This is a genomic window from Streptomyces yatensis, assembly GCF_018069625.1.
Taxonomy (GTDB): Bacteria; Actinomycetota; Actinomycetes; order Streptomycetales; family Streptomycetaceae; genus Streptomyces; species Streptomyces yatensis.
Genome location: NZ_CP072941.1, coordinates 2307723 through 2324092 on the forward strand (window position 1 = coordinate 2307723; position 16370 = coordinate 2324092).

Genomic DNA, 16370 nt, shown 5'->3' on the forward strand with positions numbered 1-16370 from the left:
GGTCTGTCAGCCCTTCGATCCACGGTTGCGACGGCCGCCCCAGCGGGCGGACGGCAGGGTCTTGCCGATGACGACGGTGCGCGCGGGCGCGGGCTCGTCCTGCGCCCGCCCCTTGCGGCCGATCGCCCGCCGGACGCCGTAGCCGAACGCGGCCACCTTGACCAGCGGACCGCCGAAGGCGGTGGAGACGGTCGAGGAGAGCGCGGAGGCGTTGGAGGTGACCTCCTGGACGTCGGAGGCGATCGAATCCACCCGGGCGAGCTGGGTGTTCGCCTCGCGCACGGTCGCGGACGCCTCGCTGAGCAGCGGAACCGCCTGGTCGGTGACCTCCGCCAGCAGCCTGGTGGCCGCCTTGAGCGTCTGGGCCAGCCTCACCAGCGCCAGCGCGAGGAAGGACACCAGGATCGCCCAGAAGACGGCCACGAGGATCCCGGCCACCTCTCCACCGGACACGTCGCACCGCTCCCTGTCGCCGCTCGTCGTCGTTGTTCGTGTTGGTCGTGCTCGTCGTGATCGCCCGTCGTTCGGGTCGTTCGTCGCCCGCCGCTCTCGGGCGGTATCCGGGCGCGGGCGGCAGGTATCGACCTTATCGCGCCACGGACGCGCACCCGAAACGGATAACGGCCGCCGGGCGCGCTTCCGGATCCGCCATCGGACAAGCCCGCGGGTTCCCCGTCGACCGTGTCGAGGGGGAACCCGCGGGCTTGGCTGGGTACGGTCCGCTCCGCTGGATCAGCGGGCGTAGTACTCGACGACGAGCTGCTCGTCGCAGATGACCGGAATCTCCTTGCGGTTGGGGTCCCGGTCGAGGCGGAAGGCGAGCGCCATCAGGTTGACCTGGAGGTAGCGCGGGGTCTCGCCGTCGGGGGCGTAACCACCCTCGCGCGCCACCTGGAAGGGGTGCTTGTCGCGGCTGCGCTCGCGGACCATCACCACGTCGTCCGGGCGGACCCGGAAGGACGGCTTGTCGACCTTGCGGCCGTTGACCTCGATGTGGCCGTGGGTGACCATCTGGCGGGCCTGGTAGATGGTGCGGGCGATGCCCGACCGCAGCACGAGCGCGTCCAGACGGCGCTCGAGCTCGATGACCAGAGCCTCGCCCGTCTTGCCGCCGGCCTTCCGGGCGCGGTCGTAGGCACGCGCCATCTGGCGCTCGCTGATGTCGTACTGGGCGCGCAGGCGCTGCTTCTCCAGCAGCCGGACCTTGTAGTCACTGGTCTGCTTGCGGCCACGGCCGTGCTCGCCCGGCGGGTACGGGCGGGCCTCGAAGTACTTGACGGCCTTCGGGGTCAGAGCGATGCCCAGCGCCCGCGACTTCTTGACCTTGGGACGCGACTGGTTCACGGGGAACGAACCTCCATGTAAGTTAGGTGAGCCTTACCTTAGCCGAGGAGAACGCATGTTTCGACCTGGGATCCCCCTGCCCAGCACTGGTCAGAGCCCCGAGGAGGGTCAGCCGCGTCCCAAGGAAGACGCCCTGCGGCCGTCGCCGGCAGAGCGCGTACGTACTCTCGTTGAATCCAAGGCTACGGCTTCGTTGACGATTCCCGGAATCGAGGCCCTGGACGACCTGGGGGCCGACTGTCCGGCCGCCCGGACGGTCGCCCCGGACGGAGATGTGCTGCTGCTGGTCCCCAGCGGCTCCCCCGCCGCCCGGGCCGCCGCACACGCCCAGGACGACGAGCTGACCTGCGTGATGGAGATCACCGACGTCGCTCCCGTCGCGATGCCCCAGCGGATCCGCGGCCGCGGCTGGGTGGCCGGCTGGCTCACCCTCGTCCCCTGCGGCGAGCGCACACGCGCCGCGGCGACGCTGCTGGCCGAGCGGCATCCGGTGGGCGAACTGCTCGGCCTCGACCAGGAGCCGCGGCCCCGGCGGTCCGGTGGACCGGCCGCCGGCGTGGGGCCCGCCGGGAGAGCCGCCTGGACGCTGCTGCGGCTGGAGGTCGGCGAGGCGTGCGTGGACGACCTGTGGGGCGCGGACGGCGTCGAACCGGACGACTTCACGACCGCCGACCCCGATCCGCTCGTACGGCACGAGGCCGATCTGCTCCAGCATCTGCACGCCGCCCACAGCGAGCAGGTGCGCGGGCTGTGCGCCCTGCTCGGCGACCGCTCCGACGTGGTCTGCACCCGGGGCGCGGCCACCCCGGTGGCGCTGGACCGCTTCGGCCTGCGGGTGCGCTTCACGGACGAGGCGGACCGGCCGTTCGACGCGCGCTTCGACTTCCCCGAGCCGGTGCGGAACGTGACCGAGCTGCGGTACGCGATGCACGCCCTGTTCGACGCGGCGACGAGCTGAGCCCGCGCGTGGGGTGATCGGCGCGGGTGCGGCGGCCGCGGGCCGGACCGTTACGACGAGGCCGGGGGCCGGACCGTTACGACAAGGCCGCGGGCCGGGCCGTTACGACGAGGCCGGGGCCGGACCGTCGGCGGACGGCGGCGGGTCGCCCCGCAGCCGCGCCCGCACCCGCTCCACCACATCCGCGTACCGCGCCTCGGCGCCGTACCGCGTGGGCTCGTAGTACCGCTTGCCGTGGATCTTGTCCGGTGCGTACTGCTGCGCCGCGATCCCGCCCGGCAGATCGTGCGGGTAGAGATAGCCCTGTGCGTGGCCGAGCTTCTTGGCGCCCTGGTAGTGGCCATCGCGCAGATGCGGCGGCACCGGCCCGGCCAGGCCCGCCCGCACATCCGCCAGCGCCGCGCCGATCGCCGTGGTCGCGGCGTTGGACTTGGGCGCGAGTGCCAGGGCGATCGTGGCGTGGCTCAGGGTGAGCGCGGCCTCCGGGAAGCCGATCAGGGCGACCGCCTGCGCCGCCGCCACGGCGGTGGGCAGGGCGGTCGGATCGGCGAGGCCGATGTCCTCGCTGGCCGAGATCATCAGCCGGCGGGCGATGAACCGCGGGTCCTCCCCCGCCTCGATCATCCGGGCCAGATAGTGCAGCGCCGCGTCCACGTCCGAGCCGCGGATGGACTTGATGAGGGCGCTGGCCACGTCGTAGTGCTGGTCGCCCGCGCGGTCGTACTTCACCGCGGCCCGGTCGACCGCCTCCTCCAGCGAGGTGAGGGTGACCTCGGCCTCGCCCTTGTCCAGGGCCGCCCCGGCGCCCGCCTCCAGCGCGGTGAGCGCCCGCCGGGCGTCACCGCCCGCTATGCGCAGCAGATGCGCCTCGGCGTCCTCGGGGAGGGTGACCGCTCCGCCGAGCCCGCGCTCGTCGGTGAGCGCGCGCCGCAGCAGCCCGCGCAGATCGTCGTCGGTCAGCGGCTCCAGGGTGAGCAGCAGCGAGCGGGAGAGCAGCGGGGAGATCACGGAGAAGTACGGATTCTCGGTGGTGGCCGCGATCAGCGTCACCCAGCGGTTCTCCACCGCGGGCAGCAGCGAGTCCTGCTGGGCCTTGCTGAAGCGGTGGATCTCGTCCAGGAAGAGGACGGTGTCCCGCCCGTACGCCCCGGAGGAGCGGCGCGCGCCGTCGATGACGGCCCGGACCTCCTTGACCCCGGCGGTGATGGCCGACAGCTCGACGAAGCGCTTCTGGGTGGCCTGGCTGACCACATACGCCAGCGTCGTCTTGCCGATCCCCGGCGGGCCCCAGAGGATCACCGACGACGGCCCGGCCGGACCGCCGCCGCCCTCGCCCACGAGCCGGCGCAGCGGCGATCCGGGGCGCAGCAGATGCTGCTGGCCCACGACCTCGTCGAGGGTGCGCGGACGCATCCGCACGGCCAGCGGGCTGCTGGCCGGATCCTTCTCCTGGCGGTCCTCTGCGGCGGCGGTGAACAGGTCTGGCTCCACGACGGGAAGCCTATGCCAATGCTCTGACAACGCCGCCGGGCCGCCGCCGGGCCCGGGGTTCGGCCGCCGGGCTCAGCCGGGCTCAGCCCATGGAAACTAAGCGGTCCAGAAGTCCCACCAGCGGGTCAGGATCAGCATCCCGATGGCCCCGATCCACATCACCGGGACCACCCAGTGGAACTCCATGAGCCCGCGCCGCAACCCGTCGGGCGCGGGAAGGTATCCGTGCTTGAGGTTGTGGCCGGTGACGTAGCAGAACATCACGATGGTGGCGACCCAGGCGAGGCAGCACCACAGGCACAGCGAGCCGATCACGTACAGCGACTCGTACTGGAGCCAGGTCACGAAGCCGACGCCGAAGAGCGTGCCCGCGTTGAAGGTCAGCCAGTACCAGCGCGGGAAGCGGGCCCCGGTCAGCAGGGACATGCCCACGCAGATCACGATGCCGTAGGCGACCAGGCCGAGCATCGGGTTCGGGAAGCCGAACGCCTGCGCCTGGTCGCTCTCCATGATGTTGCCGCAGGAGACGACGGGGTTGAGGCTGCAGCCGGGCGTGAAGACCTTACCGTCGGCCTTGTACTCGAGGATCTTGTTCTTGTCGATCGTGATGACCCAGGCGGCGAGGAGCCCCAGCGCACCGGTGATCACGAGCAGCAGGGCGAAGGCGCGGCTGCCCCCCGTCCCGGTCCGCACGCCCTCCCGCGCCTCGCCGGACTCCACGTCGTCCATCACTGTCGTCGCCATACTCGCCGTCCGTCGCTCTCCACCGTGTCCAGCCCCGTCGGGCACGGCCATTGTGCCGCACCGCCCCCGCCGTACGGCCCGCTTATCCAGGTCATGCCATGGTGCCGTGTCCCCCGTTCGGAGGACATAAGACGGGCTTCCCGGTCGTCCCCCTGTCCGGCGCGGCACCGTCACGCTCATGGATATGGCAGACGAAGCGATACGGGTGCGCGGACTGCGCAAGCGCTACGGCGCGGTGACCGCGCTGGACGGCGTTGACCTGGGCATCCGGCAGGGTGAGGTGTTCGGCGTCCTGGGGCCCAACGGGGCGGGCAAGAGCACCACGGTGGAGATCCTCCAGGGCCATCGGAGCCGGGACGCGGGGGAGGTCACGGTGCTGGGCCGGGACCCCGCCTCCGGGGGACGGGAATGGCGTTCCCGGATCGGCGTCGTTTGGCAGGATGAATCCGCCCCGGCCGAGTTGACGGTGCGGGAGACCGTGCGGCACTTCGCCCGCTACTACCCGCGCCCGCGCGACCCCGACGAGGTCATCGGCCTGGTCGGACTGGAGGCCAAGGCGGGCAGCCGGATCAAGGCGCTGTCGGGCGGCCAGCGGCGCCGGCTGGACGTGGCCCTCGGGGTGATCGGCGATCCGGAGCTGTTGCTGCTGGACGAGCCGACGACGGGCTTCGATCCGGCGGCGCGGCGGCGGTTCTGGGAGCTGATCCGGCGATTGGCGGACGAGGGCACCACGATCGTGCTCACCACGCACTATCTCGACGAGGCGGAGGCGCTGTCCGACCGGCTCGCGGTCATCGCCACGGGCAAGGTCGTCGCCGAGGGCGCACCCGCCGAGCTGCGCGAGCGGTACGGCAGCCGGGCGACGGTCCACTGGGTCGAGCCCGGCGACGGGGCGCGCCATGAGGAGACGGAGACCCCGACCCGTACCGTCGCGGAGCTGACGCGCCGCTTCGACGGGGAGATTCCGGGGCTGCGGATCTCCCGGCCGACCCTGGAGGACGTCTATCTGCGGCTCACCGGACAACTCGACGACCAGCCCGGGGAGGGCGCGCGATGACCACCACGAGCACCACCTCCTCCGGTGCCGGACCCGCCGCCGCGGACGCCCCCGCCCGGCTGCCCGGCGCCTGGACCCTCGGGCTGCACCGGGGCGGCCTCGAGCTCAGGCAGTTCTTCCGCCGGCGCGAACAGGTGGTCTTCACCTTCGCCTTCCCCGTCGTCTTCCTGTCCCTGTTCGCCTCGATCTTCCGCAACGATGTGCGGGGCGCGGGTGTGACCGCCTCCCAGCTGTACGCCGCGGCGATGATCGCGTCGGGGGTGATGTCGACCAGCTTCCAGTCGCTGGGCGTCTCCATCGCGCTCGAACGGGACGAGAAGGTGCTGCGGCGGCTGCGCGGTACGCCGATGCCCCCGGCCGCGTACTTCCTCGGCAAGCTGTGGCTGGTCCTGGTCTCCGGGATCGCCGAGACGGTGCTGCTGCTGGCCGTCGGCGCGGCGCTCTTCGACCTCGATCTGCCCACGGGCGCGGCCACGTGGTTCACCTTCGGCTGGGTCTTCGCCCTCGGGCTGACCGGCTGTGCGCTGCTGGGCATCGCGATCAGCAGTGTGCCGCGCTCCGGTAGGAGCGCCACTTCGGTGGTGGTGTTGCCGTTCCTGGTGCTGCAGTTCATCTCCGGCGTCTTCATCTCGATCGACACGCTGCCCGGCTGGATGCTGAACGTGGCCGCCCTCTTCCCGCTGAAGTGGATGTGCCAGGGATTCCGCGGGGTGTTCCTGCCGGATTCGGCGGCCGTGCTGGAGCAGGCGGGCTCCTGGGAGTACGGGCGGATCGCCCTGGTGCTGGGCGCGTGGTGCGTCGGAGGATTGGTGCTGTGTCTGCTGACCTTCCGTTGGAAGAGCCACCGGGACGGCTGAGCGAACCGGCCGGGCCCCGCGATCCGGACGTGTACCACCGCACCTACCGTCGCTGGGACGTCTACTTCGCGATCGTGTTCGCGGCCACCTTCCTGTTCGTGCTGGGCGGGTCGGACCCCGGCACCGGACCGCGCGCGGTCGCGGCGGCCTTCTTCGCCGCGACCGCGCCCTGGTACGTGCTGGTGGGCCGGCCGGTACTGCTGGCGGAAGGCGAGGATCAGCCCCGCGCGCTGGTCTATCTGGTGGGGCTGTTCCTGCTGTTCGTGGTGCCCTCGGCGCTGGTCGGGGAGACCCGGATCGCCATCTTCGCGCTGACGCCCCAGTGCTTCATGCTGCTGCGGATGCGCGGGGCGCTGATCGCCGTCACCGTGATCAACGTGGTCCCGGTGGTGGTCTGGGCGCTCGTGGAGCGGCCGGATTCCGGGGATCTGTTCTTCAACTCCCTCTTCGCGGCCGTCTCCTGGGCCTTCTCGCTGATCATCGGCAGCTGGATCATCATGGTGCTCCAGCAGAGCGCCGAGCGCGCCCGGCTGATCGCCGAGCTGGACGCCAGCCGCGAGGAGGTGGCCCGGTTGTCGGCCGCGCACGGCGCCCTCGCGGAGCGGGAGCGGCTGACCCGGGAGATCCACGACACCCTCGCCCAGGGCTTCACCAGCCTGCTGATGCTCGTTCAGGCCGTGGAGTCGGAGCTGGACCACGACATGCCGCTGGCCCGCCGGCACTTGGGCCTCATGGCCGCTACGGCCCGGGAGAACCTCGCGGAGGCCCGCGCCCTGGTCGCCGGCGCCGGCCCGGCCGACCTGGACGGCAGTTCGCTCCCCGACGCGCTGCGGCGGCTGGCCGCGCGGCACGGGGAGCGGACCGGCACTCCCGCCCGTGTCGAGGTCTCGGGGGCGGTCCGGCCGCTGCCCGCCGCCGTGGAGGTGGTGGCGCTGCGCGGCTGCCAGGAGGCGCTGTCCAACGCCCGCCGGCACGCGGGGCCGGGCGCCGCCGTCACCATCGCGCTCGGCTACGGCGAGGACGCGCTGCGGCTGCGGGTCCGGGACTCCGGCCGTGGCTTCGACCCGCGCGCCCCGCGCGAGGGCTACGGCCTGGCCGGGCTGCGCGCACGGGCGGGCGAGGTGGGCGGCACGGCGGAGGTGGCCGCCGCCCCGGGCGAGGGCACGACGGTCGCGCTCGAACTGCCCGTCCAGCCGACCGCCCCGTCCCCCCATCCAGCCCGGCCGACGCAATGAACTCCGCCACATGAACGCCGAGGGTATGAACGAGGAGCGCACGGTGATCCGGATTCTGATCGCGGACGACCACCCGGTGGTGCGGGAGGGGCTGCGCGGCATGCTCGGCGCCGAACCCGATCTGACGGTCGTCGGCGAGGCGGACAGCGGGCCGCGGGCGGAGGCGCTGTGCGCCTCGCTGCGGCCCGACGTGGTGCTGATGGACCTGCGGATGCCGGGCGGTGGCGGGGTGGAGTCGATCGCCCGGATGACCGCCGCCGGGCTGCCGTCCCGCGTGATCGTGCTGACCACGTACGAGACGGACGGGGACATCCTGCGCGCGGTGGAGGCGGGCGCGGCGGGCTATCTGCTCAAGGACATGGCCCGCGCCGAGCTGGCCGAGGCCGTACGCTCCGCCGCTCGCGGCGAGACGGTCCTGGCCCCGTCCGTCGCCGCCCGGCTCATGGACCAGCTGCGCGACCGGCCCGAGCGCCCCCGCCTCTCCGAGCGGGAGACGGCCGTGCTGCGGCTGGTCGCGCAGGGGTGCACCAACGCGGAGATCGGACGACGTCTGTTCATCGGCGAATCGACGGTGAAGACCCATCTGCTGCGGGCCTTCGGCAAGTTGGGCGTGGACGACCGCACCGCGGCGGTCACCAGCGCGATGCGGCTGGGCCTGCTGTAGGGGCAGCGCAAGCGAAGGGGGCCCGGGGAATCCCCGGGCCCCCTTCGATTCCCGCTCAGGCGAGGCGCGAGCGGATTGCCTCGACCACCTCGGCCAGGGGCACCGGCGCCTGTTCGCCGGACTCCATGTCCTTCAGCTGGACGACGTCCTCCGCGAGGTCGCGCTCGCCCGCCACGATCGCGTAGCGCGCGCCGCTGCGGTTGGCCGCCTTCATCGCGGCCTTGAGGCCCTTGCCGCCGTAGGCGAAGTCCGTGGCGACTCCCGCCGTGCGGAGCTCGCCGACCACGCCGAAGAGGACCTTCCTGGCCTCCTCCCCCAGCGGCACCGCGAAGACGCTGACGGCGTCGGGCAGGTCCAGCTCGATGCCCTCGGCCTCCAGTGCCAGCACCGTACGGTCCACGCCGAGCGCCCAGCCCACCGAGGGCAGCGCCGGGCCGCCGATCATCTCGGACAGCCCGTCGTAGCGGCCGCCGCCGCCGACCGCGGACTGCGAGCCCAGCCCGTCGTGGACGAACTCGAAGGTGGTCCGGGTGTAGTAGTCCAGGCCGCGCACCAGCTTCGCGTCGTCCTCGAAGGTCACGCCCCGCGCGGTGATCAGCTCACGGACCTCCGCGTGGTACGCCTTGCACTCCTCGCACAGGTAGTCGCGCAGCAGCGGGGCGCCGGTCAGCTGCTCGCGTACCGCCTCGCGCTTGTCGTCCAGCACCCGCAGCGGGTTGATCTCGACGCGTGCCCGGGTGTCCTCGTCCAGGTCGAGGCCGCGCAGGAAGTCCTGGAGGGCGGCCCGGTAGACGGGGCGGCAGGTGGCGTCGCCCAGCGAGTTCAGCAGGATGCGGAAGTTCCGCAGCCCCAGCGAGCGGTACGCGTCGTGGGCCAGGATGATCAGCTCGGCGTCCAGGGCCGGGTCCTCGGCGCCGATCGCCTCCGCCCCGACCTGCGAGAAGTGGCGGTAGCGGCCCTTCTGCGGCCGCTCGTAGCGGTAGTACGAGCCCGAGTACCAGAGCTTGACCGGCAGGGATCCGGCCTTGTGCAGATTGGCCTCCAGGGCGGCGCGCAGCACCGAGGCGGTGCCCTCGGGGCGCAGCGCGAGCTCGTCGCCGCCCTTGGTGGTGAGGGTGTACATCTCCTTGGTCACGATGTCGGTGGACTCGCCGACGCCGCGCGCGAAGAGCTCCACGTTCTCGAAACCGGGGGTCTCGACATAGCCGTAGCCGGAGCGCTTGAGCGGTGCGGCGATCGCCTCGCGCACCGCCAGGTACGCCGCGGAGGCCGGCGGGATCAGGTCATACGTGCCCCGGGGGGCTTTGAAGGTGCTCAACGGAAGTCTCTCGTCACATTCCTCGTCGCGGAGCCGGGCGCTGCGCGCCGTCTCCCAGGCCGGCGGCCACCTCGCGCAGATACGGGTTGGTGGCGCGCTCACGGCCGATGCTGGTCTGGGGGCCATGGCCGGACAGCACCACGGTCGAGTCGTCGAGCGGCAGGCACACACGGGCCAGCGATTCGAGTATCTCGGCGTGATCGCCGCCGGGCAGATCGGTGCGTCCGATGGAGCCGGCGAAGAGCAGATCGCCCGCGAAGAAGACGGACGGGACGTCCGCCTGCTCGGGCATCTGGAAGGTCACCGACCCCTTGGTATGGCCCGGGGCGTGCGCGACGGTGAGGTCGAGACCGGCCAGCTTCAGCTCGGCGCCGTCGGCCAGCTCCTTGACGTCGTCCGGCTCGCCCACGGTGAGCTCGCCCATCAGCGGCATGCCGATGGAGCGTCCGAGGGCCTTCTCGGGGTCGCTCATCATGTAGCGGTCGGACGGGTGGATCCAGGCCGGTACGTCATGCGCGCCGCAGACCGGGACGACCGAGGCGACATGGTCGATATGGCCGTGGGTGAGGACGACGGCGACGGGCTTGAGCCGGTGCTTGGCGACCGCCTCCGCGACGCCTTGGGCCGCCTGATGGCCCGGGTCGATGATCACGCACTCCTCACCGGCGGCGGGGGCGACCAGATAGCAATTGGTCCCCCAGGCCCCGGCAGGGAACCCGGCAATGAGCACGATCGTCCTTAGAAGTCGTCCGGTGGAAGATTGTCGGCGGCTTCAGAGCCTACCGGCGGCGCCCCCACCACAGCGAACCCGTATACGGTACGGCCGAGCCCTCACGCACAACAGCAGGACACTGACGGCACACGCCTTGAGGAGACGACCCGGTGGTCAGTAACGAGCAGCGGCGGCGGCAACTCGCCCGGGAGAAGTACCTTCGCCAGCAGCAGCGGCGCGAATCCGCCCGGCACAAGACGCGCCAGCGCAATGTCGTGATCGCCGCCGTGCTGGCCGTGGTCCTGGCCGGTGGCGGTGCCATCGCGGCCACGGGCGCGCTGTCCGGGAGCGACAAGGACAAGACGAAGGACGACGCCGCCGCGTCCGGCACCCCCTCGGCCGCCCCCACCAGCAAGGCGCCGGACCCCTGTGCCAAGGAGGCGAAGGCGGTCGCGGACAAGAAGCCGAAGAAGCTGTCGTGGAAGAAGGAGCCTGCGCTCACGGTCGACGAGTCGGCCTCCTACACGATGAAGCTGGAGACGACCTGCGGGGACATCTCCGTGGCCATGGACGCCGGCAAGGCGCCGCACACGGTCAACTCCTTCGGCTTCCTGGCGGGCAAGGGCTACTTCGACCACACCAAGTGCCACCGGCTGGTGAACTCGGGGATCTTCGTGCTGCAGTGCGGTGACCCGCAGGGCACCGGCGCGGGCGGCCCCGGCTACACCCTGCCGGACGAGAACCTGAAGGACCCCTCGATCAAGGGCGGAAAGTACCCGGCCGGGACCGTCGCCATGGCCAACCAGTACAACCCGCAGACCAAGCAGGGCAAGAACACCGGCGGCAGCCAGTTCTTCCTGGTCTACAAGGAGAGCGAGCTCCCGCCGTACTACACGCCCTTCGGCACCGTGGACAAGGCGGGGATGAAGGTCCTGAAGAAGATCGCCGACGCCGGTGCGGGAGCCCCGGACCAGACGATGAACACCGCCCCCAACGCCAGCGTCGTGATCAACAAGGCGACGGTCGGCAAGTCCTGAGGTCGCCGACGTGCGTACTGCGAAATTTCGGTCGCGCAGGATACGGACAGCCGGGGCACCGGTCGCCTATGTTGGCGTTGTGTAGGGTGCCTGCCCCGGAGGCCGCCACCCTGCCGTGAGACCGGCCAGGGCGCATCCCGGCCGGAAGAAACTGTGGACGATGCCGGCGGGCCGCGCGCCCGCCCCGGCATCATGTGGAGGAGGCGCTGTGAGCAGCGAGCCTTGGGGCCGCGTCGACGAGGCGGGGACCGTATACGTGCGGACGGCCGACGGTGAGCAGGTCGTCGGATCGTGGCAGGCGGGATCGCCGGAAGAGGCCCTCGCCTACTTCGAGCGCAAGTACGACGGTCTGGTCGTCGAGATCGGTCTCCTCGAGCGCCGGGTCAAGACCACCGATCTGTCGGCCAAGGACGCGACGGCGGCCATCGACCACATCCGGCACCAGGTCGACGAGCACCACGTGGTCGGCGATCTGGACGCGCTGAGGAAGCGGCTCGACAAGCTCGCCGGGGACGTCGAGGCCCGCCGCGAGCAGCGCAAGGCGGCCAAGGCGGTCCAGGCCGACGAGGCCCGCAGGGCCAAGGAGGACCTGGTCGCCGAGGCCGAGCAGCTGGCGGCCAGCGAGCAGTGGCGGGCGGCCGGGGAGCGGCTGCGCGCCCTGGTGGACACCTGGAAGGGCCTGCCGCGCCTGGACCGCAAGACGGACGACGAGCTGTGGCACCGCTTCTCGCACGCCCGCTCGGCGTTCTCCAAGCGCCGCAAGGCCCATTTCGCGGCCCTGGACGCACAGCGCGAGGAGGCCCGGCAGACCAAGGAGAAGCTGGTCGCCGAGGCCGAGGCGCTCTCCGGCTCCACCGACTGGGGTCCGACCGCGGCCCGGTACCGGGAGCTGATGGCGGACTGGAAGGCCGCGGGCCGTGCGCAGCGGGAGGCCGAGGAGGACCTGTGGAACCGCTTCCGCGGTGCGCAGGACATCTTCTTCCAGGGGCGCAGCGAGGTCTTCGCGGAGCGCGACGCCGAGCAGCGGGAGAATCTCACCCGTAAGGAGGAGCTCGTCGTCGAGGCCGAGAAGCTGCTGCCGATCTCGGACCTGAAGGCGGCCCGCGCGGCCTTCCGCTCGGTCAACGAGCGGTGGGAGGCCATCGGCCATGTGCCGAGGGACGCCCGGGCCCGGATCGAGGGCCGGATCCACGCGGTGGAGCGCGCCATCCAGGAGGCCGAGGAGGCGGAGTGGCGGCGGACCAACCCCGAGGCGCGGGCACGCGCCCAGGGGCTCACCGGCCAGCTGCAGGACGCCGTCGACAAGCTGCGTACCCAGATCGACGCGGCCCGCGCGGCGGGGAACAACGCGAAGGCCGACAAGCTCTCCAGGGAGCTGGAGGGCCGGCAGGCGCTGCTGGACCAGGCGCTGAAGGGTCTGCAGGAGTTCGGCGGCTGATGTCGTTCCGCTGATCCGGCCGATACGACGGCGGCGGCCCCCGGTGCCTCGAGCACCGGGGGCCGCCGCCGTGTGGTGAGCTGTTTCAGCGGGTGCGGGTCCTCAGCGGGCGCGGGCCGAGGTGACCCGGTAGACGTCGTAGACGCCCTCGACGCCCCGTACGGCCTTCAGGACGTGGCCCAGGTGCTTGGGGTCGCCCATCTCGAAGGTGAAGCGCGAGGTGGCCACGCGGTCGCGGGAGGTCTGCACGGCCGCCGAGAGGATGTTGACGTGCTGGTCGGACAGGACGCGGGTGACGTCCGACAGCAGCCGGGACCGGTCCAGCGCCTCGACCTGGATGGCGACCAGGAAGACCGACGACTGGGTGGGCGCCCATTCGACGTCGAGGATGCGCTCGGGCTGCTGGGAGAGCGAGTCCACGTTGACGCAGTCGGCGCGGTGCACCGAGACGCCGCTGCCGCGGGTGACGAAGCCGATGATGGGGTCGCCGGGGACCGGCGTACAGCAGCGGGCCAGCTTGACCCACACATCCTCGACGCCCTTGACCACGACGCCCGGATCGGCGCTGGAGCGGCGCTTGGTGCGGCGGATGGGCGGGGCGGTCTCGGCGATGTCCTCGTTGGCCGCCTCCTCGCCGCCGAGCGCCTGGACCAGCTTCTGCACCACGTTCTGCGCGGAGACATGGCCCTCGCCGATGGCGGCGTAGAGCGCGGAGATGTCGGGGTAGCGCATCTCATGGGCGAGGGTGACCAGCGAGTCCCCGGTCAGGATCCGCTGGATGGGCAGGTTCTGCTTGCGCATCGCCCGGACGATGGCGTCCTTGCCCTGTTCGATGGCCTCGTCGCGGCGCTCCTTGGAGAACCAGGCGCGGATCTTGTTACGGGCGCGGGGCGACTTGACGAAGCCCAGCCAGTCGCGGGACGGTCCGGCACCCGCCGCCTTCGAGGTGAAGACCTCCACCAGATCGCCGTTGTCGAGGGTGGACTCCAGCGGCACCAGCCGCCCGTTGACCCGCGCCCCGATGGTGCGGTGACCGACCTCGGTGTGCACGGCGTAGGCGAAGTCGACCGGGGTGGCCCCGGCCGGAAGCGCTATGACGTCGCCCTTGGGCGTGAAGACGAAGACCTCGTTGCGGGACAGGTCGAAGCGCAGGGACTCCAGGAACTCGCCCGGGTCCTCGGTCTCCTTCTGCCAGTCCAGGAGCTGCCGCAGCCACGCCATGTCGTTGATGGCGTCGTCCTTGCCCGCCTTACGGGGCACATCGGTGCGCACCTTGGAGGCGCCGGCCACCGCCTCCTGCTTGTACTTCCAGTGCGCGGCGATGCCGTACTCGGCGCGGCGGTGCATGTCGAAGGTGCGGATCTGCAGCTCGACCGGCTTGCCGCTGGGCCCGATGACCGTCGTGTGCAGCGACTGGTACATGTTGAACTTGGGCATCGCGATGTAGTCCTTGAACCGCCCGGGCACCGGGTTCCACCGCGCGTGGATGGTCCCGAGCGCCGCGTAGCAGTCGCGGACGGTGTCGACGAGCACCCGGATGCCGACCAGGTCGTAGATCTCGGCGAAGTCGCGGCCGCGCACGATCATCTTCTGGTAGACGGAGTAGTAGTGCTTCGGCCGGCCGGTGACGGTCGCCTTGATCCGCGCCGCCCGCAGATCGCCCTGGACCTGGTCGGTGACGACGGCCAGGTACTCGTCGCGCTTGGGGGCCCGCTCGGCGACCAGCCGCACGATCTCGTCGTACATCTTGGGGTAGAGGATCGCGAAGGCGAGGTCCTCCAGCTCCCATTTGATGGTGTTCATGCCCAGGCGATGGGCGAGCGGGGCGTAGATCTCGAGGGTCTCGCGGGCCTTCTTCTCCTGCTTCTCCCGCTTGAGGTAGCGCATGGTGCGCATGTTGTGCAGCCGGTCGGCCAGCTTGATGACCAGCACCCGGGGGTCCCGGGCCATGGCGACGACCATCTTGCGCACGGTCTCGGCCTGGGCCGCCTCGCCGAACTTGACCTTGTCCAGCTTGGTGACGCCGTCCACGAGCAGGGCCACCTGGTCGCCGAAGTCGCGGCGCAGGGTGTCCAGGCCGTACTCGGTGTCCTCGACGGTGTCATGCAGCAGCCCGGCCATCAAAGTGGCCGGATCCATACCCAGCTCGGCCAGGATCGTGGTCACCGCGAGGGGGTGGGTGATGTACGGATCGCCGCTCTTGCGCTTCTGGCCGCGGTGCCAGCGCTCGGCCACCTGGTACGCGCGCTCGATCTGGCGCAGCGTCGAGGCCTCCGCCTTGGGGTCATTCGCGCGCACGATCCGCAGCAGCGGCTCCAGCACCGGGTTGTACGGGCTGGAGCGCTGGACGCCCAGGCGTGCCAGGCGGGCCCGGACGCGGTTGGACGAGCCGGAGCGGGGCGCGGGGCTCTGTACGGGGCGCGCGGGGGGCGTGGTGGCGGGCAGGTTACTGGAGCGGCCCGTGGGGGGCTTCGGGCTCGTCTGCTCGGGGCCGCGCCGGACCGGGCTGTCGCCGCTGTTCTTGGGCACGCCGGAGGCCGCCGTCGGTTCGGCGGCGGTGGGCGCGTCCGGCTGTGCGGAGGGGGTTCCGCCCGGACGGACTTTGGGCGAGAGCGGCTGGGCCTCGTCTGGCAAGAGCACTCCTCAAGCGGTCCGGACCTCGAAAGGTCAGGCTGCCATGGTATCGATCCCGCCACTCCGCTTGCCTGCCGACCGCCAAGCCGGGCATGACGGAGGCATGTGGCGGCATGACGGAGGGCGGGGACCGGCGGTGCGCGGTCCCCGCCCTCCGGCGGTTCTCTCGGCCCGGTGCGCGGGCCTCGACCCGGTGTGCGGGCCTCGACCCGGTGTGCGGGCCTCGACCCGGTGTGCGGGCCTCGACCCGGTGTGCGGGCCCGTGATCCGGCTCAGACCGTGATCAGGGCCTCCAGCGGGGCGCTGTCGAGCGCGGCCAGCAGCCGGCCGCGGCCGTCGAGGAAGCCGAGCTCCAGCAGCACGGCGACCCCGGCGATCTGGGCGCCGGCCCGCCGGATGAGCCGCAGGGACGCCTCGGCGGTGCCGCCGGTGGCCAGGACGTCGTCGATCACCAGGACCCGGTCGCCGGGCTCCAGCGCGTCGGCGTGTATCTCGATCTCGGCGGTGCCGTACTCCAGCTCGTACGCCTGACCGAGCGTCGCCCCCGGGAGCTTGCCGGCCTTGCGGACCGGTACGAAGCCGATTCCGGCGCGGACGGCGGCCGGGGCGGCGAGGATGAAGCCGCGGGCCTCCAGGCCCACCACCTTGTCCGCCCGGTACCGGACGCACAGCTCGGCGAGCGCCTCGGTGAGCGCGCCGAAGGCGGCGGCGTCGGCGAGCAGCGGGGTGATGTCCTTGAACATCACGCCCGGCTTGGGGTAGTCCGGCACGTCCTGGATCCGGCTGAGGAGCAGCGTGCGCAGCTCCTCGGCGGCGGCCGCGCCGGATCCGTCGGGACTGTCCGCCGTGGTCTTCGTCGTCTCGGTCATCGTCGGACGCCC

Annotated in this window: 15 protein-coding genes; 7 read left to right on the forward strand and 8 right to left on the reverse strand. The window is 71.7% G+C overall.

From position 1 onward, the window contains the following. Window positions 1-6 precede the first annotated feature (6 nt). Window positions 7-453, reverse strand: a complete 447-nt coding sequence (locus J8403_RS09075) for a DUF948 domain-containing protein (RefSeq protein WP_059146791.1) — start codon at window positions 451-453, stop codon at window positions 7-9. Window positions 454-732: 279 nt separating this feature from the next. After that, window positions 733-1344: a 30S ribosomal protein S4 gene (gene rpsD / locus J8403_RS09080; protein ID WP_059146792.1), complete on the reverse strand. Its 612-nt coding sequence runs from the start codon at window positions 1342-1344 to the stop codon at window positions 733-735. Between the two features lie 193 nt (window positions 1345-1537). Between rpsD and J8403_RS09085 the strand changes: the two genes are divergently transcribed. Further along, on the forward strand, window positions 1538-2302 hold the full coding sequence (locus tag J8403_RS09085) for a DUF2470 domain-containing protein (RefSeq protein WP_211122724.1): 765 nt from the start codon (window positions 1538-1540) through the stop codon (window positions 2300-2302). Window positions 2303-2404: 102 nt separating this feature from the next. On the opposite strand, the gene J8403_RS09090 is transcribed toward J8403_RS09085, so the two are convergent. Beyond that, window positions 2405-3793 carry a replication-associated recombination protein A gene (locus J8403_RS09090; RefSeq protein WP_208520579.1) on the reverse strand — a complete coding sequence of 463 codons (1389 nt, stop codon included), beginning with the start codon at window positions 3791-3793 and terminating at the stop codon, window positions 2405-2407. A 96-nt stretch (window positions 3794-3889) separates the two neighbouring features. Continuing rightward, a complete protein-coding gene (locus tag J8403_RS09095) occupies window positions 3890-4537 on the reverse strand; it encodes a vitamin K epoxide reductase family protein (RefSeq protein ID WP_211122725.1) in 648 nt (215 codons plus the stop codon). Between the two features lie 184 nt (window positions 4538-4721). Here J8403_RS09095 and J8403_RS09100 point away from each other — a divergent pair, with 184 nt between their 5' ends. From J8403_RS09100 to J8403_RS09115, 4 genes are read left to right on the forward strand one after another with little or no spacing between them, the layout of a single operon-like run. Then, entirely contained in the window at window positions 4722-5594 is an 873-nt protein-coding gene (locus J8403_RS09100; RefSeq protein ID WP_211122726.1) for an ABC transporter ATP-binding protein, read from the forward strand. Further along, entirely contained in the window at window positions 5591-6451 is an 861-nt protein-coding gene (locus tag J8403_RS09105; RefSeq protein WP_211122727.1) for an ABC transporter permease, read from the forward strand. Before J8403_RS09100 ends, J8403_RS09105 begins: the two co-directional genes overlap by 4 nt. Further along, a complete protein-coding gene (locus J8403_RS09110) occupies window positions 6409-7686 on the forward strand; it encodes a sensor histidine kinase (RefSeq protein ID WP_211122728.1) in 1278 nt (425 codons plus the stop codon). The genes J8403_RS09105 and J8403_RS09110 overlap by 43 nt, the downstream gene beginning before the upstream one ends. 43 nt (window positions 7687-7729) lie before the next feature. Further along, window positions 7730-8350 (forward strand): response regulator, encoded by a 621-nt coding sequence (locus J8403_RS09115; RefSeq protein ID WP_211128151.1) that lies wholly within the window; start codon window positions 7730-7732, stop codon window positions 8348-8350. Between the two features lie 55 nt (window positions 8351-8405). On the opposite strand, the gene hisS is transcribed toward J8403_RS09115, so the two are convergent. Both hisS and J8403_RS09125 read right to left on the reverse strand, forming a co-directional pair. After that, window positions 8406-9668: a histidine--tRNA ligase gene (hisS, locus tag J8403_RS09120; RefSeq protein ID WP_211122729.1), complete on the reverse strand. Its 1263-nt coding sequence runs from the start codon at window positions 9666-9668 to the stop codon at window positions 8406-8408. Between the two features lie 13 nt (window positions 9669-9681). Further along, entirely contained in the window at window positions 9682-10398 is a 717-nt protein-coding gene (locus J8403_RS09125) for an MBL fold metallo-hydrolase (protein ID WP_211122730.1), read from the reverse strand. Window positions 10399-10550: 152 nt separating this feature from the next. Between J8403_RS09125 and J8403_RS09130 the strand changes: the two genes are divergently transcribed. After that, window positions 10551-11417, forward strand: a complete 867-nt coding sequence (locus tag J8403_RS09130; protein WP_211122731.1) for a peptidylprolyl isomerase — start codon at window positions 10551-10553, stop codon at window positions 11415-11417. A 208-nt stretch (window positions 11418-11625) separates the two neighbouring features. Beyond that, on the forward strand, window positions 11626-12855 hold the full coding sequence (locus J8403_RS09135) for a DUF349 domain-containing protein (RefSeq protein WP_211122732.1): 1230 nt from the start codon (window positions 11626-11628) through the stop codon (window positions 12853-12855). Window positions 12856-12957: 102 nt separating this feature from the next. Here J8403_RS09135 and J8403_RS09140 read toward each other — a convergent pair whose 3' ends face one another. After that, on the reverse strand, window positions 12958-15489 hold the full coding sequence (locus tag J8403_RS09140; protein ID WP_210566421.1) for a RelA/SpoT family protein: 2532 nt from the start codon (window positions 15487-15489) through the stop codon (window positions 12958-12960). Window positions 15490-15761: 272 nt separating this feature from the next. Further along, on the reverse strand, window positions 15762-16358 hold the full coding sequence (locus tag J8403_RS09145) for an adenine phosphoribosyltransferase (RefSeq protein ID WP_211122733.1): 597 nt from the start codon (window positions 16356-16358) through the stop codon (window positions 15762-15764). Between the last annotated feature and the right edge of the window lie 12 nt (window positions 16359-16370).

Coding starts and splice junctions, on each gene's coding strand:
- J8403_RS09095 (WP_211122725.1), bottom strand. CDS start 4,537: ATGGCGACGACAGTGATGGACGACGTGGAGTCCGGCGAGGCGCGGGAG.
- J8403_RS09100 (WP_211122726.1), top strand. CDS start 4,722: ATGGCAGACGAAGCGATACGGGTGCGCGGACTGCGCAAGCGCTACGGC.
- J8403_RS09105 (WP_211122727.1), top strand. CDS start 5,591: ATGACCACCACGAGCACCACCTCCTCCGGTGCCGGACCCGCCGCCGCG.
- J8403_RS09145 (WP_211122733.1), bottom strand. CDS start 16,358: ATGACCGAGACGACGAAGACCACGGCGGACAGTCCCGACGGATCCGGC.